Raw genomic sequence first — 15,682 nt, 5'->3', positions numbered from 1 at the left:
CACCCTGTATTGTCAACTCTTATGAAGGCAAAAAATGACCGAGATACAGCGCCTGCTTACCGCCACCATCGACGATCTTAACCTCCGCGAAAAGCGCGACAATCGCCCGCGCTTTAGCATTAGCTTTATTCGCAAACATCCTGGACTGTTTGTCGCCATGTATGCCGCCTGGCTGGCGACGCTGATTGTGATGCTGAAGTCCGAAACGCTGGTGGACTCCGTCTGGCTGCTGGTTGTGCTGTTTGTGGTCTTTAACGCCTTTTTCTTTTTCGACGTGAATCCGCGCTACCGTTACGAAGATATCGACGTTCTCGATTTTCGGGTCTGCTACAACGGTGAATGGTATAACACACGTTTCGTGCCCACGGAGCTGATCGACAGCATCATGCTCTCTCCGGCCGTTGAAACAGCGCAAAAAGAGAAGCTGCAGAAAATGGTCTCCACCAAAGGCCAGCTCTCTTTCTATGATGTCTTTACCCTTTCGCGCCCTGCTGCTGCGTAATTAACGCCTGCAGACGCCGGATCCCCGGCGCAAACTGCGAAGCAGAGGTGTTGCCGTAACCTAAAACCAGACCGGTTTGCCCCTGCTTCGCCTCCAGGTAATACCCGCTCAGTGCAGCGGGTGCCAGCTGAAACGCCCTCGCCTGCGCCACCAGCGTCTGGTCGTCAATATCGTCTATCGCCAGCGTCAGATGCATCCCGCCTTCACCGGCCAGTATACGGTGCGGCGTGTGAAGCTCTGCCCCCAGCACCTCCCGCAGCTGGCGGTATCGCTTACGATAGAGCCGACGCATGGCGGCAAGATGACGGGCATAGTGGCCTTCTTCAATGAACAGCGCCAGCGTACGCTGTTCGGCACGATGCCCGCCCCGCAACAGCGAGCCGATGGCCGGGCGAGCCGCTTTCGCCAGCGCTGGCGGCAAGACCATGAAGCCCATTCTGAGCGACGGAAACAGCGTTTTACTGAACGTTCCCAGATAAACCACGGGCGCGTTGTTGACCATCCCCAGCATCGCCGGAACAGGCTCACCGGCATAACGGAATTCGCTGTCGTAATCGTCTTCAATGATCCACGCGTTCTGCTGCCGGGCGAGCTCCAGCAGCGCCAGACGTCGCCGGGCACTGAGCACGCTTCCGTAGGGGAACTGGTGTGAAGGTGAGGTAAAAATCAGCGAGGGAGCAGGCGCATCCCGTCCTTCCCAGCACATTCCCTCGTCATCAACAGGGATTCCCGTCATGGTCAGGCCTGTTTTAACAAACGCGCTCTTTGCCCCGCTATAGCCGGGGTTTTCCACCCACGCGACATCGCCAGGCTCACTCAACAGCATGGTGCACAGGTTAACCCCCTCAAGCGCCCCTTCCGTTATCACTATCTGGCCGGCGTCGCAGTCGATACCGCGGGACAGGGCGAGGTGTCGGGCAATCGCTGCCCGCAGCGACGGTTCACCGGCCGGGTCGCCATACCCTAGCAGGGCACTTCCTTCCTCGCGCATCACGCGATCGTACAATCGCCGCCACAGCGGTAGCGGAAAATAGTTGATAGCCGGGGTTCCCGGGGTAAACGCCAGCACCGGCGTGTCCCGGGGCACGGGCGCTGGCAGCAGGCCGACCCGCCGGGCGAGCCTGATGGCAGGGTCCGGCAATGTCCGGGCGACAGAGCGGTGAGCGAGCTGTGCCACCCGCGTTCCCTGGCGGTTGCGCTGCAAATACCCTTCCAGCGTGAGCTGGTCCAGCGCCGCATTGACGGTATTGCGGGAAAGGGAGAGCTGCTGAGCCAGCGTTCGCGAACCGGGAAGCTGGCTGCCGGACAGTAGCCTTCCGCACAGTATGGCCTCCCGTAACGCAAGATAAAGCGCGCGCTGGCGCGTCTCTTCCCCACGTTTTTGCAGGGCAGCATTGAGCAAGGTATAAAATTCATCACCCGGTATATTCATCTCGCCTCCTCGTGGCACCATCAAAACATAGCGCAGTGGTTCTTTTTAAGGAACCAGCAATTCACTAGTCTGGAACTCTTTTCAACGTCACGGAAATTAAGATGAAGACATTCAATCAGTTCGGACAGCCCGTAGGCGAAGCGCTTAGCGACTGGCAGCCTCGTCAGCACCCGTCCCGGGTCGTGCTTCAGGGACGCTTTTGTCGGCTTGAACCGCTGCGCATGGAGCATGCCAACGCGCTGTTTTCCGCCTATTCCCTGGCTGAAGATACGCGCAGCTGGACGTGGCTATTGCGTGAACCCGATGCCACCGCAGAGGAGTTTGCCGAATGGGTGGCGAGCGTAAGTGAGTTATCCGATCCCATCCACTTTACCGTGATGGATAACCGGACTCAGTCCCCCGTTGGAACGCTGTCCCTGATGCGGATCGATCCTAAAAACGGGGTCGTGGAGGTGGGGCACGTTCACTTCTCGCCTCTTTTAAGCCGCACGCCCATGTCAACAGAGGCGCAATATCTGCTGATGCGATATGTGTTCGATACCCTGGGCTACCGGCGTTATGAGTGGAAGTGCAATAGTTTGAACGAGCCTTCCCGCAAAGCGGCACTGCGTCTGGGTTTTCAGTTTGAGGGGCGTTTTCGTCAGGCGCTGGTCATAAAAGGTCATAACCGGGATACCGACTGGTTTTCGATTCTCGACAAAGAGTGGCCGGCGCTGGCAAACGCCTTTGAAAGCTGGCTTGCCACCGACAATTTTACTGCCGATGGCAAACAGAAAAGATCCCTGGAAAGCTGGCGAGAAACGCGCGTTTAGCGTCTTTTTTTACGGCCCTGCACCGCCTTAAAGCGCGGATTGGATTTGCAAATCACGTACAGGCGTCCCTTGCGTTTGACTATCTGGCAATCCGGGTGACGCTGTTTTGCACTGCGCAATGAGTTAAGTACCTGCATGGTTAGCCCCGCTTCGCATTGAGAAAACCGCCAAAACGCTTGCGGAAGCGCGCTGCGCTGCCGTCCGTGGAGAACGTTTTCTGCTTACCGGTATAAAACGGGTGCGATTTTGAAGAAACCTCGATGGTGATGTACGGATACGTTTCACCGTCGAGTTCAATTTCGCGGTCGGTCTTAATGGTTGAGCCGACTTTGAAGTATTCATTCGCGCTGGTGTCGTGGAATACCACGGTGCGATACGCTGGATGGATGTTTGGTTTCATCGTAAATCCTTTGTGTTTTGTTATAACATAACAAAATAATATCCAGGCCAGGTTAAAAAAACAACCCCTTCCTTCTGACGATATTTTCTGGTTTACCTGAGATAAAATGAAAACCACGCCCCCCACGTGCTATAACTATATCATTTCGCGGTAAAATCTTTCTCTTCAGGCAGGGAACTCAGTGCTCAGGAACGGGTATACGAGGAAGGAAACGACAGCATGAAAACCCGACATCTGGTCAGTCTGGTGACTGGCATACTTATCTTTTCCGTGCTGGTCCCCATTTGCCTGAGCATCTGGCTGGCTCATCGTCAGGCGGAAGATAAATTTGTCGATGCGCTGGATAACTATGCCTCACGCGTGCTGATACGTACCGACAAGGTCGTGGATCAGGCGAAGGAAGCGCTCAATCATCTGCAGGCCTTTGAGGGTGTGCCGTGCAGCCCCCCGCAGTTAAGGGAGATGCGACGGGTCGCTTTCTCGTGGCGATATGTGCAGGAAGTGATTTATATCGACAACCTCAGGCCACTCTGCTCCTCTCTTGAACAAACCAGCCATGCCGCCCCTTTCCCCCCGCCGATGCGCGTTACCGAAGATGGTTACAGCGCATGGCTGACCACGCAAAACGATCTGGGGTTTCATCGCTACATGGCCGTACTGGGGCAAGGTCACTATCTTGTTCTGGTCGATCCGGCCTCGCTTGTGGATGTGATCCCCTTCGGCGAGATAGCGATTGATGCTGCCCTGGTAGGAAATACCACACGCCGCATCTTTGCCAGCAGCAATACGCTCGATCCGCATATCCGTGACATGATCATGGGTCAGGAGATGACCAGCATACAGTACGACGGTTCAATGTACGTTATGAAGCCCGTCCCTGAACTGGGGTTTACCGTCGTTGCATGGGCTACGCTCAAACCGCTGGCTGAAACCTGGCACCGGCAGCTGCTTTTGTGGCTGCCCTTCGGCATCCTGATAAGCCTGCTTGCCGCGCTCTTTGTCCTGCGAATACTGCGTCGCATCCAGTCGCCGCGCAACCGCCTGCTCGACGCCATTAACAGCCGCGATTTTGTGGTTCACTATCAGCCCATCGTGGCGCTGTGTAGCGGAAAAACTGTCGGCGCAGAGGCGCTGACGCGCTGGCCGCAGCCGGACGGAAGCAGCCTCTCACCTGATATTTTTATCCCTCTTGCTGAACAAACCGGGCTTATCTCCCAGCTGACGCAGCTCGTTATCGAAAAGGTGTTCGAGGATATGGGCAGCTGGCTGCATCTTCACCCCGATCAGCATATCTCCATCAACCTCGCGCCCGCCGATTTGACCTCCGGCACGCTGCCGCCGCTGCTGAGTCACTTGCTGAACAAATGGAAGGTCCACCCAGGCCAAATCGCCCTTGAGGTTACCGAGCGCGGCTTTGCCGATCCCAAAATCAGCGCGCCGGCTATCGCCGCATTCCGCCGTTCGGGGCACCCTGTCTATATTGATGATTTTGGTACGGGCTATTCCAGCCTGAGCTATCTGCAGGATCTGGATGTCGACACGCTAAAAATTGATAAATCGTTCGTGGATGCGCTGGAGTATAAAAACGTGACGCCGCACATTATTGAAATGGCGAAGTCGCTGAAGCTGGCGATGGTGGCGGAAGGCGTCGAGACCGCCGGGCAGCTCGCCTGGCTGCACCAGCACGGCGTGCAGTACGGGCAGGGCTGGTACTACAGCAAAGCGCTACCAAAGACGGAATTTATTCTTTGGGCAGAGAATAACCTCGGCACGCACGCTACTTAAGGTAGGATTTCATCACCTGCAGCACCACGCCAAGATCGGCTTCACGCTGCGCCTCTTCGGGCTCTTTCACCACGTGATCGGTAAGGTGCCCTTCAATCACCTGCATCATCATGCCGTTGACCGCTCCACGGATCGCCGCCAGCTGCTGTAACACCTCGGCGCATTCGTGTTCGCTGTTGAGCATTTTTTCGAGCGCGGTGCTCTGCCCCTGAATTTTCTTCAGGCGAGTCAGTAACATCTTCTTGTCGCGAACGGTATGTGACATCTCTGTCTCCCTCAGTTTTGGCTTTTAGAGCATATCACGCTCTACTCCCCCTGAGTATTTTTCTACTGGGGGGTAGTATTAAGCTACTGGGGGGGAGTACTATTTGCGCACGCTTCCATTCCGGAAATTTCAATGAACGATTTCGCCTCACTCCTGCAGCAGGGTAATGCCTGGCTGTTTGTTCCCAGCGCTATCCTGCTCGGTGCACTACATGGCCTGGAGCCGGGTCACTCAAAAACCATGATGGCCGCCTTTATCGTGGCTATCCGCGGCACGCTGAAACAGGCGGTCCTGCTCGGCCTGGCCGCTACGCTTTCGCATACGGCAGTAGTCTGGATTATCGCCATGGCGGGTTTATGGTTTGGTCGGGGATGGGATGCGCATACGTCTGAACCCTGGTTCCAGCTGATCTCAGGGGTATTGATCGTTGCGATCGCCCTGTGGATGGCGTGGCGAACCTGGAAAGAGAGCCAGCCACACGATCATCATCACGACCATGATCATCACCACCACCATGACCATGACCATGACCATCATCATGAACATCACCACCACGAACACCCGCTGGTTGAAGAAGAGTGGCAGGACGCCCACCAGCGCGCGCATGCGCAGGATATTAACCGGCGCTTCAGCGGCCAAAACGTCACCACCGGACAGATCGTGATGTTTGGCCTGACCGGCGGGCTTATCCCCTGCCCGGCGTCCATTACCGTTCTGCTGATCTGCCTGCAGCTGAAGCATTTCGCCCTCGGCGCGACGCTGGTGTTCAGCTTTAGCATTGGCCTGGCGTTAACGCTTGTCGCTTCCGGCGCGATTGCCGCCTTGAGCCTCAAGCACGCGACCAAACGCTGGCCCGGGTTTAGCGAATTCTCCCGTAAAGCACCGTGGATCTCCGCTGCGCTGATTACCGTGGTAGGGATTTATATGAGCCTGCATGGCCTGAGCGGCATTCTGGCGTAAGCCTGCGGCCACACTCTGTGGCCGCATCTCCAGGGTCAGTTAAGGGTTCTGCTGCCAGCTGAAGGTATAGCGAAGCTGGCGTGTCTGCAGGAGGAATTCCGGCGAGACGCTGGGGCTCCAGGAGTCGTCGCCACCCACGCCCATATGGAACGCATCGAGATTGAGCCAGCATCCCGGCTCTTTGCGCAGCAGATGGTGATGGGTTGTCTCCCGCAGCTGCTGCTGGCCGTAGCGGCTCACCGAGAAATGGAACCGGCCGTTCAGCTGATGCGTTCCCAGCGCCAGCTCCCGCGTATCACAGCGCAAACCATTTTCCGTCGGGAAGATATACGGCGTATGCATCTCCGCCAGGGGTAATGTCCAGCGCCCCTGCTGCGCCGCCAGCTTTCTGTCCGGATAGTTTTCATGCGGCCCCAGCCCAAGCCAGGACACGTTTTCCGGCGTTTCGGCGAGATGAACGCTCAGGCCAACGCGCGCGGGTTCCGGGATATCAGACGCAATATCCACCTGAATGTCGCCGTGCAGAACTCCCCGATCGTCCACCCGCCAGGTTTTACGACTCAGAAACAGCGCGTTGCCGCGATACTCAAGGACGTGCTGGGTTGTGACCACCACCTTGTCTGCGTGCTGCGCTGCCTCACAGTACAGAACGCGCGAGGTGAGATCGTACATGCCCGCCGCTTTCCAGCGCTCAACCCATGCATGCGGATCGATCTTCGTCGCTTCACTCACCCCAATATCATTGTCCAGCGGCGCACGGCTGACGTTATCCGTCAGAGGCGACATCAGCGTTTCCACGCCATTTCGCCACCATTGAGCCAGGTTTCCGGTTGCGCGATCGAATTGCCAGCGCTGTTGACCATGCGCGATCGCCAGGATGCGGTCGTTTTGCGTTAAAACCGGCGGCTCGCCCGCAGAGGCTGGCGGTGCGACAAACAGCGGAGACGGAAGCAGCCACTGCTCCCACGCGCAGCGATGGTCAGCCGGTGACCACGGCGTTGCCCGCGGCTGGCGCACTTCAACATTCAGCCAGACTTCCCCCGGCTCGGCTTTCAATTCCGGCAGAGCGATCTCCAGACGCTGAACGCCTTCAGGGGCTATCGCCAGCGTCACCTCGCCCGAAGCCAGTACCTTCCCATCCCGGGCAACCGTCCAGCTCAGCACTTCGTTATCGGTATGGCGGAACAGGTACCCGCTTTGCACCTCAATCACCAGCGGAGAGGTGCTGACCCGCGTAAAGCTGAAGAACTGCTGCGCGCGCTGCGCCTCGAACAGCGCCGGGTGCGGCGTACGATCGGGGAAGACCAGGCCGTTGAGGCAGAACTGTCGGTCGTTTGGCTTATCGCCAAAGTCCCCGCCGTATGCCCAGAACGTATTGCCCTCTTCGTCCTGTTTCGTCAGGGCCTGATCGACCCAGTCCCAGACAAATCCCCCCTGCAGGCGAGGATGGCTGCGAAACGCCTGCCAGTATTTCGCGAATCCGCCGAAGCTGTTTCCCATCGCGTGGGCGTATTCGCAGAGGATCAGCGGACGCGTTTCATCCGGCATGCCGATCCATTTCTTGATTGACCATTTAGGCACCGCCGGGAAGGGTTGATCCTGATCGACCCGGGCATACATCGGACAGACAATATCGGTCGCCGCCGTGTTCGCGCCGCCGCCTTCATACTGCACCGGACGCGTCGGATCCGTGGATTTCAGCCAGCGGTACAGTGCGTCGTGGTTTGCGCCGTGGCCGGACTCATTGCCCAGCGACCAGATGATAATTGAGGGATGATTACGATCGCGCTGCACCATGCGGGTCACGCGCTCGCTCATGGCGGGCAGCCAGCGCGGATCGTCAGCAAGGCGGCTCATCGGCACCATGCCATGGGTTTCGATATTGGCCTCGTCAACGACGTACAGTCCGTAGCGATCGCAAAGCCGGTACCACAGCGGATGGTTCGGGTAGTGCGAGCAGCGCACGGCGTTGAAGTTGTGCTGCTTCATGATCTCGATATCGCGGCGCATCGTCGCTTCGTCCATCACCTGGCCGTTTTCCGGATGATGCTCGTGCCGGTTAACCCCGCGGATCAGCAGCGGTTTACCGTTGAGCTTCAGCAGGCCGTTGCTGATTTCAATCCGGCGGAAGCCGACATCGCAGGCCTCCGTCTCCAGCACGTTGCCCTGCGCATCCAAAAGCGCGATCGTCAGACGATAGAGTTCCGGGGTTTCTGCACTCCATAACGCGGGGGCTGTAACCGGGATCGCCGCCGTTAACCGCTCGGCCCAGTTGCCGCGCTCGTCCACAATGGCAGATCCGGGCCGTTGGGTAGTACTGCCACACCGCTCACCGTTGCGCCACAGCGTGATCGCCACCTCGCATTCCGTGTAGTCTGCGCCTGCCAGCGCGACCTCAACGTTCAACACCGCGCGGTCCAGCTCCGCATTCAGATCGGTGACCACGTGAAAATCCGCAATGTGCGTCTCCGGCTTATGCAGCAGGGAGACATCGCGGAAAATGCCGCTCATGCGCCACATGTCCTGATCTTCCAGATAGCTGCCGTCGCACCAGCGCAAGACCATGACCGCCAGGCGGTTCTGCCCGGGGCGTAATGCCGCCGAGAGGTCAAACTCGGCGGGCAATCGACTGTCCTGGGAATAGCCTATCCACTGCCCGTTGCACCACAGATGGAATGCCGAGTTCACGCCGTCAAAAATAATTCGGGTTTGCCCACGCTGAAGCCAGGCGTCATCAACGTCAAATGTGAGCGAGTAACAACCTGTCGGGTTTTCCTGCGGCACAAAAGGTGGGTTAACGGGGATGGGATAGGTGACATTGGTGTAGACAGGCGTGTCGAACCCCTGCATCTGCCAGTTCGACGGCACGGGCATCGCGACGGCATCCGCGCAATCTTCGCTGACCCATGCCTCAGGAACCCGCTCGGGTGAAGAAAAATAGCTAAATCGCCACATCCCGTTAAGAGAGCGCCTGCTGATAGATCCAGCGTCATCCCTGGCGGAAGATTCATTACGCCAGCTGTCTAACGGCGCGTGTGCGGGCAGGCGGTTCCACTGGGTAACGCCGGGGTTTTCCCAGTCCCGACGGGCCAGAATGTCGCTGAGGGTCAGCGGGGATGTGTTGGACATAGTAACCTCTTTGCGAAGCGCTCACAATTTTGGTTAACATGCCCTGGCATTCTGCGACGGTAAAGCATTCAATCGCAGGCTAGCGAGTCCGATCACAAAAGTCTTATTTGCGGACAAGCTGCTCGGCCAGGAGAGCCAGGCTTCTGAGCTGCTGCGCCAGATCCTCGCGTTCGGCCTGCTGCGGCGCGCGGCGCGCGCTGGAATGGCGGGTAACCAGCGTCACCGGCAGCTGAACCTGCCAGCACGTCTCGCCTTCGGTGGGCGCCAGCAGCCACTCCACGCTACGCTCGCCCGCCTCGCGAAATGCCTGGCGAATGGTCGTCAGCGGCGGGGAAAACCAGGCGCTGTCAGCCGTATCGTCGAACCCGACCACCGACATCTGACCTGGAATCGCGATCCCCTTTTCCGCGCAGGCGCGCATTACCCCCAGCGCCATTTGATCGTTCGCCACCAGAATGGCATCCGGCAATGCGGTACCCGACAGCAGCACATGTCCTTTCTCATAACCGCTGGCCGCGCTCCAGTCTCCGTAGGCCACCGCAGCGGCTTCATGCCCCGCGCGGGCCAGAGCCGCTTTCCACCCCGCCAGACGCGCCCGAGCAGAGACCGAGCTTTCCGGCCCGCTCAGCAGAGCAATATGCTGATGCCCCAGCGAAAGCAGATGCTCAACGCCCAGATGCGCGCCCTGCCCGGCGTTAAACACAAGACTGTTTACCTGTGCTGAAGGCGAGACATCAAGAAAAAGCACCGGAACGGGCGACGCCAGCGCCCTCAGCTGTTCGGCGTGTTCATCATCAAGCGGAACATTCACCAGCAGCGCGTCCACCCGCTGTGCCAGCAGCGCCTGAAGCGCGGCCTGACACTGCTGCGGTTGATCCACCATGGAGATAAGGACGCTCGCCCCCTGTTCCGCCGCACGGGATTTTACCGCCGACACAATTTGCGAGGGCGCATGCAGGGCCAGATCGGTGGTGATGAGTCCCAGCGTGCGGGTGCGTTTACCCGCCAGCTGCTGCGCGCGCAGGTTAGGCACGTAGTGCAGCTCCGCCATCGCCTGCTGAACCTTTTCCCGGGTACGGGCAGAGACATGCTCCGCGTCGTTAATGACGCGAGAGACGGTCTGATAAGAAACCCCCGCAAGGAGGGCGACATCATAGAGAGTGATAGCTTTCATGCATTGTGGCATCGCGTGAGTCGGGGCCCATTATTGTGGCACAGCGACGCCGTTAAAACATGTGAGCGCTTCGCAAAATTAAACAACCCGCTCCGGCTGCGCGATTTCAGCAACCCGCGGCTTCTGGCGGAACCAGGGCAGACAGAGCTGGATAAGTGGACCAATGGTCAGAGCGTACACTACCGTTCCCACCCCAAACGTGCCGCCAAGCACGCACCCAATCAGCAGGACGGACACCTCAATGGAGGTACGCACGCTGCGAATGGACCATCCCAGCCGGGCATGAATGCCGGTCATCAGGCCGTCGCGCGGGCCAGGCCCAAAACCGGCGCCGATGTACATGCTGGTCGCAATCGCGTTCATCACGATACCCGACACCAGGAAAGCGATGCGCACAGGTAACGAGTCCAGTTCCGGGATCAGCGCCATGCTGGCATCCGCCGCCAGACCGATACAAATCACGTTGCTGATGGTGCCCAGGCCCGGCATCTGGCGCAGGGGGATCCACAGCAGCAGCACCGCAGCACCGGTTAAAATGATCACCGTCCCGATAGTCATCCCCAGCTGTATCCCCACCCCAAGGTGAAAAACATCCCAGGGATCGACACCCAAATCGGAACGAATAAACATCGCGGTGGACAGGCCATACAGTCCTAAACCGACATAGAGTTGTAGCAGACGACGTACCATTTTTATCTTCTCCAGTGAACCAGGCTTTCATCCTGGCCTAAAATGGCACTATGATTAATGTCCAGTTTTCAAATAGTGGACTGCATATGTCGTCACGTCGCTTCGGAAGCCAGTCGCTGGTACGCCTTTTAGGTCACTGGCAGCAAACCTCATCCCGCACGCCGCTCTGGCGGCAGCTGGCCAATGCGCTGCGCCTGTTAATCCTTGACGGACGTCTGGCATTGAATACACGGCTGCCGGGGGAGCGCGAGCTGGCCACGGCGCTGGACGTGAGCCGGACCACCATCAGCAGCGCCCTCGCCCATCTGCGCGAGGAGGGATATCTTGAAAGCCGCCACGGCAGCGGGTCACGCGTGATCCTCCCGGATACGCGCGCCGTTCCCACGCTTTCCGCGGCGAGTGCCGCACTGGATCTCTCCACTGCCGCCCTCAATGCCGGGCCGGAAATCCACCAGGCGTATACCCACGCGCTCACGGCCATTACGCAGCACCTCGCGCTGACGGGTTACGATCAGCTAGGGCTCCCGACGCTGCGGGAGGCCATCGCTGCGCGCTACACCGCGCGGGGCCTTCCCACCCGCGCGGACGAAGTGATGGTGGTCAATGGCGCCGTCAGCGGCTTCGCGCTGGTCCTGCGGATGATGACCGGGCCGGGAGATCGCGTCGTGGTCGATCACCCCACCTATCCGCTGGCGATTGCCGCCATTCAGGGCGCGCAGTGTCGGCCCGTGGGGGTGTCGCTGCCGGAAACGGGCTGGGATACGGACGGCTTCGCCGCCACGCTTGCCCAGACCGCGCCGCGCCTGGCGTACCTGATGCCTGATTTTCATAACCCCACCGGGCGCTGCATGGATGTCGCGACCCGTCAGGCCATTACCGATATTGCTGCGCAAACCCGTACGACGCTGGTGGTGGATGAAACGATGGTGGATCTCTGGTTTGACGCCCCTCCTCCGCCCCCGCTGGCCTCCTTTAACCCGCAGGCCACCGTCATCACCTTAGGTTCTGCCGGAAAAAGCTTCTGGGGCGGGCTGCGTCTCGGCTGGATCCGCGCGTCCTCGCGCACGATCGCCACGCTTGCCCAGACGCGCGATACGCTGGATTTAGGCTCGCCGCTGCTGGAACAGCTAGCGGCGCTGTGGCTCATCAACAACAGCGAGACGTTTCTACCCGCACGCCGCAAAATGCTGGCGGAACGACGCGATCGATGCGGTGAACTGCTGCGTGAACATTTCCCGGAGTGGACATTCCATGAAGCAGAGGGCGGGCTCTCATACTGGATTGAGCTTCCCGGCATGCTGGCGACGCAGCTTGCCGCGCGGGCTGAGATTCTGGGGATAAATCTGGGGACCGGTACGCGGTTTGGTTTATCGGGTGCGTTTGACCGCTATTTGCGGATGCCCTTCTCGCTCGAGCCGACAGAACTTGAACAGGCGCTGCTGAGGATTAAACCGTTATGGCTCGCCCTGAATAAAAACGTGCCACCTGTAAAACGCAGCGTGATTTAATAGCAAAAAGTTTGAAGCCGATCATAAAAAATAAAAACTGCTGACTGCCATGGATACAGTCAGCAGTTTTCACCAGTCCGGAATTAATGCTGAGCAGGAATAGGAAACCCTTTCAGTGAAATAACGAAGTTTTCACCGTCTTTCTTTATTTTTGCGCCAGTATCACACCAGTCAGACGCAATACGAAAGAACTCATCACTTCCGACATTCCAGCCAAGGCGTACATGCTTCACGTAGCCTGAACGCAACAAATCGCAGGCCTCTTTGTAGTCACTGGCAGTTGACAGTTGTTGTTTCATTTTCTCTTCTTCAGAAGTTTACGTAGAGCCTTGATTTCTTTAGGAGTAAATGGAGAAACATTCTCTTCTTCCGTATGCTGATTATCAATATCCTCTTCCGATACTCCCGCCTCTTCTACTGCCTCGAACGCCAGCAGCAGCAGTTTCTCTGTCGTCACGCTTAAATTCTCGTTATTCACTTCCGCATAGTGGCGAAGCCTTTCTTTTAGCGCGTCATCAATCTTAACGTTTAATACCGCTGTAGCCATGTTTATCACTTCCCTTCGGAATAAGTACTTTATTTAATACACGAAGTTAACAATGTTATCCAGATATATATTTTTTTGAGTTTTGCCAGAAAATAGACGGCCAAGGATAAAATGCCCGACTATTATTACAAGTTTATGACATTAATATTTCAGCGCGATGAAATATATATTACATGCTATAGGCATAATCTTATTAGGGAATAACGTCCAGGGAAGAGGCAAAAATCAGGGAAGAACGCAGAGGCTCAGAAATGGGTGGGGGCCCTGCCAGCTACATCCCGGCACACACGTCGTCTGCCCTGGCTGCTTCCTTCCGGACCTGACCTGGTGAACAGAGTAGCGTTGCGGGAGAACCAACAGAGCCCCCATTGAGAGCGTTGATAACCAACGCGCTGGCGCATTATCCCTGTGCGAAGGCCCAATTGCAAGCCGCCAGGAACCGGATGCTGGTTTCTTGCGCAAACAGGCGCAGCATTCATGGCGATCTTCGTTTACCATGGCTCTCCAGAAACTCCCCGCAGGTGAAGGTATGGACGAGCAGGACTCTTTTCCACAGCGCGTATGGCAAATCGTGGCTTCAATCCCGGAAGGCTATGTCACCACCTATGGTGATGTCGCGCGCCTGGCCGGTTCCCCGCGCGCGGCGCGACAGGTTGGAGGCGTCCTGAAACGGCTGCCGGAAGGCAGTACGTTGCCCTGGCATCGGGTGGTGAACCGTCATGGCGCCATCTCACTCACCGGGCCGGATCTACAGCGTCAGCGTCAGGCGTTACTTTCAGAAGGGGTGCAGGTGACAGGGTCGGGTCAGATCGATTTACAGAAGTACCGGTGGGTGTACTGACCCCTCTCCCGAAGGAGAGGGGAATAACCACATTACATCTGCGTCGGTGGGGTTGGCAGAGACGGCTGATTGGTTTGCGGTGCGACCGGCACTTCGGTCTGCTGTACTGGCACCAGGTTCAGGTCGATTTTGGTTCCACCGTTGTTAATCGCTTCCTGGACCGTATCGGTGATAAACACCAGCTTACCGTTGATGGTGACCGCTGCGCTCAGCAGAATACGGGCATTAGGCTGCACGTCCGACGGGTTATACGGCAACACGAAGCTAAACGGTGCCTGTTTGCCTTCAGTACGGACGGCACGCTGGGCCACGACTTTCGACGGCGCGTCGGCCAGGGAAGCATCAGACAGCGTCACCGTTAATACCGCATCCGGCGGCAACGCAACTTTCTGTTTAATCCAGATGGTACCGGAAACGTTAGGCTGCTGAATGGACTGCTGCGAAAGGGTATTAATCCCGTTCGGGTCAGCTGCTGGCACTGGCACCTGGGCGCTCTTACCGGCACAGGCGGACAACGCCACCGCAATCGCTACACCACTTAGCATAGGCACGAGTTTCATTGAAGTCTCCTTATCATCAATGCACCAGCGGGATCGATCCCATCCGATGTCGTTTCAATCACATAACGTTTTTAAGTGTGGCACAACTCACTGATTAATGCCTGAAATCATCCCGATATTCAGATTATTCTACCCATCGGACCACTTTCATTTCTGCGTTATACTCTGCCTATCTTTCGCTACGGCGTTTATTGAGGACAACTATGAGTCAGGCACTGAACAATCTGCTGACATTACTGAATCTGGAAAAAATTGAGGAAGGACTCTTTCGCGGACAGAGCGAAGATCTCGGCTTACGCCAGGTCTTCGGTGGGCAAGTCGTTGGACAAGCGCTGTACGCTGCAAAGGAGACTGTCCCGGCAGACCGTCTGGTGCATTCATTCCACAGCTACTTTTTACGCCCTGGCGATAGCGCGAAACCCATCGTGTATGACGTTGAAGTTCTGCGAGACGGCAACAGCTTCAGCGCGCGCCGCGTCGCGGCCATTCAGAACGGTAAGCCGATCTTTTACATGACCGCCTCTTTCCAGGCGCCAGAGCCGGGCTACGAGCATCAGAAAGTCATGCCCCCTGCCCCCTCGCCGGACGATCTTAAATCGGAAACGGATATCGCTCGCGCATTGGCGCATCTCCTGCCGCCGCAGGTTAAAGAGAAGTTTCTCTGCGATAAGCCGCTTGAGATCCGCCCCGTCGAGTTCCACAACCCGATGAAAGGCCACACCGCCGAGCCAAAACGCCAGGTGTGGATCCGCGCCAACGGCACCGTGCCGGAAGATTTCCGCGTCCATCAGTATCTGCTGGGCTATGCGTCTGACTTCAACTTCCTGCCGGTGGCGCTGCAGCCGCACGGCGTCGGCTTCCTCGAAAAAGGGATGCAGGTCGCGACCATCGATCACTCGATGTGGTTCCACCGTCCCTTCAACATGAATGAGTGGCTGCTCTACAGCGTGGAGAGTACGTCGGCATCCAGTGCCCGCGGGTTTGTGCGTGGGGAGTTTTATACTCAGGACGGCGTGCTGGTGGCTTCAACGGTGCAGGAAGGGGTAATGCGTAACAGAGGTTAATGTAAAAAGCCCG

At 57.6% G+C, this 15,682-nt stretch carries 16 protein-coding genes, 1 other RNA gene and 1 pseudogene; 7 read left to right on the top strand and 11 right to left on the bottom strand.

All coding sequences use genetic code 11. The features are described 5' to 3' along the window. Positions 1-34 precede the first annotated feature (34 nt). Positions 35-502, top strand: a complete 468-nt coding sequence (locus FHC48_RS09475; protein ID WP_059362219.1) for a YlaC family protein — start codon at positions 35-37, stop codon at positions 500-502. On the opposite strand, the gene FHC48_RS09470 is transcribed toward FHC48_RS09475, so the two are convergent. After that, positions 474-1,934 carry a PLP-dependent aminotransferase family protein gene (locus FHC48_RS09470; RefSeq protein ID WP_008499284.1) on the bottom strand — a complete coding sequence of 487 codons (1,461 nt, stop codon included), beginning with the start codon at positions 1,932-1,934 and terminating at the stop codon, positions 474-476. The two genes, FHC48_RS09475 and FHC48_RS09470, sit on opposite strands and share 29 nt — an antisense overlap. A gap of 101 nt (positions 1,935-2,035) precedes the next feature. Between FHC48_RS09470 and FHC48_RS09465 the strand changes: the two genes are divergently transcribed. Beyond that, a complete protein-coding gene (locus FHC48_RS09465) occupies positions 2,036-2,746 on the top strand; it encodes a GNAT family N-acetyltransferase (protein ID WP_021241637.1) in 711 nt (236 codons plus the stop codon). Here the strand turns inward: FHC48_RS09465 and ykgO are convergent. After that, on the bottom strand, positions 2,743-2,883 hold the full coding sequence (ykgO, locus tag FHC48_RS09460; protein WP_003859006.1) for a type B 50S ribosomal protein L36: 141 nt from the start codon (positions 2,881-2,883) through the stop codon (positions 2,743-2,745). The genes FHC48_RS09465 and ykgO overlap by 4 nt on opposite strands. A 2-nt stretch (positions 2,884-2,885) precedes the next feature. Beyond that, positions 2,886-3,146, bottom strand: coding sequence for a type B 50S ribosomal protein L31 (locus FHC48_RS09455; RefSeq protein WP_006176933.1), 261 nt, complete (start codon positions 3,144-3,146; stop codon positions 2,886-2,888). A 219-nt stretch (positions 3,147-3,365) separates the two neighbouring features. On the opposite strand from FHC48_RS09455, the gene FHC48_RS09450 reads away from it, so the two are divergent. After that, on the top strand, positions 3,366-4,931 hold the full coding sequence (locus tag FHC48_RS09450; protein WP_059362221.1) for an EAL domain-containing protein: 1,566 nt from the start codon (positions 3,366-3,368) through the stop codon (positions 4,929-4,931). Here FHC48_RS09450 and FHC48_RS09445 read toward each other — a convergent pair. Then, positions 4,924-5,196, bottom strand: coding sequence for a metal-sensing transcriptional repressor (locus FHC48_RS09445; RefSeq protein WP_008499280.1), 273 nt, complete (start codon positions 5,194-5,196; stop codon positions 4,924-4,926). The genes FHC48_RS09450 and FHC48_RS09445 overlap by 8 nt on opposite strands. Before the next feature lie 132 nt (positions 5,197-5,328). Between FHC48_RS09445 and FHC48_RS09440 the strand changes: the two genes are divergently transcribed. Continuing rightward, positions 5,329-6,156 (top strand): nickel/cobalt efflux protein RcnA, encoded by an 828-nt coding sequence (locus FHC48_RS09440; RefSeq protein WP_039265850.1) that lies wholly within the window; start codon positions 5,329-5,331, stop codon positions 6,154-6,156. 39 nt (positions 6,157-6,195) lie between these two features. Here the strand turns inward: FHC48_RS09440 and FHC48_RS09435 are convergent, their stop codons facing one another. From FHC48_RS09435 to FHC48_RS09425, 3 genes are all read right to left on the bottom strand, one after another. Then, positions 6,196-9,285 carry a beta-galactosidase gene (locus FHC48_RS09435; RefSeq protein ID WP_059362224.1) on the bottom strand — a complete coding sequence of 1,030 codons (3,090 nt, stop codon included), beginning with the start codon at positions 9,283-9,285 and terminating at the stop codon, positions 6,196-6,198. Positions 9,286-9,388: 103 nt separating this feature from the next. Further along, entirely contained in the window at positions 9,389-10,459 is a 1,071-nt protein-coding gene (locus tag FHC48_RS09430; protein WP_063929704.1) for a LacI family DNA-binding transcriptional regulator, read from the bottom strand. A 78-nt stretch (positions 10,460-10,537) separates the two neighbouring features. Continuing rightward, complete coding sequence (locus FHC48_RS09425) at positions 10,538-11,149, bottom strand: YitT family protein (RefSeq protein ID WP_032656565.1); 612 nt, start codon at positions 11,147-11,149, stop codon at positions 10,538-10,540. An 86-nt stretch (positions 11,150-11,235) separates the two neighbouring features. Here FHC48_RS09425 and FHC48_RS09420 point away from each other — a divergent pair, with 86 nt between their 5' ends. Next, complete coding sequence (locus tag FHC48_RS09420) at positions 11,236-12,657, top strand: PLP-dependent aminotransferase family protein (RefSeq protein ID WP_059363290.1); 1,422 nt, start codon at positions 11,236-11,238, stop codon at positions 12,655-12,657. An 83-nt stretch (positions 12,658-12,740) separates the two neighbouring features. On the opposite strand, the gene FHC48_RS09415 is transcribed toward FHC48_RS09420, so the two are convergent. The 3 genes from FHC48_RS09415 to ffs form a co-directional block, all read right to left on the bottom strand. Continuing rightward, positions 12,741-12,956: a hypothetical protein gene (locus FHC48_RS09415; RefSeq protein WP_008503298.1), complete on the bottom strand. Its 216-nt coding sequence runs from the start codon at positions 12,954-12,956 to the stop codon at positions 12,741-12,743. After that, positions 12,953-13,204 (bottom strand): hypothetical protein, encoded by a 252-nt coding sequence (locus FHC48_RS09410; RefSeq protein ID WP_021241644.1) that lies wholly within the window; start codon positions 13,202-13,204, stop codon positions 12,953-12,955. Before FHC48_RS09410 ends, FHC48_RS09415 begins: the two co-directional genes overlap by 4 nt. A gap of 262 nt (positions 13,205-13,466) precedes the next feature. Next, an RNA gene (gene ffs / locus FHC48_RS09405) (signal recognition particle sRNA small type) lies at positions 13,467-13,563 on the bottom strand. An 84-nt stretch (positions 13,564-13,647) separates the two neighbouring features. Between ffs and FHC48_RS09400 the strand changes: the two are divergent. Continuing rightward, a pseudogene (locus FHC48_RS09400) lies at positions 13,648-14,045 on the top strand (MGMT family protein). Between the two features lie 32 nt (positions 14,046-14,077). Here FHC48_RS09400 and FHC48_RS09395 read toward each other — a convergent pair. Beyond that, positions 14,078-14,605 (bottom strand): YbaY family lipoprotein, encoded by a 528-nt coding sequence (locus tag FHC48_RS09395; protein WP_008503301.1) that lies wholly within the window; start codon positions 14,603-14,605, stop codon positions 14,078-14,080. A 203-nt stretch (positions 14,606-14,808) separates the two neighbouring features. Between FHC48_RS09395 and tesB the strand changes: the two genes are divergently transcribed. Beyond that, positions 14,809-15,669 (top strand): acyl-CoA thioesterase II, encoded by an 861-nt coding sequence (gene tesB, locus FHC48_RS09390; RefSeq protein ID WP_023293157.1) that lies wholly within the window; start codon positions 14,809-14,811, stop codon positions 15,667-15,669. The last annotated feature ends 13 nt before the right edge of the window (positions 15,670-15,682 follow it).

The sequence above is a fragment of the Enterobacter sp. EC_50 genome (genome assembly GCF_019584525.1).
GTDB lineage: Bacteria > Pseudomonadota > Gammaproteobacteria > Enterobacterales > Enterobacteriaceae > Enterobacter > Enterobacter roggenkampii.
This window is presented reverse-complemented; position numbering and strand designations above follow the sequence as displayed.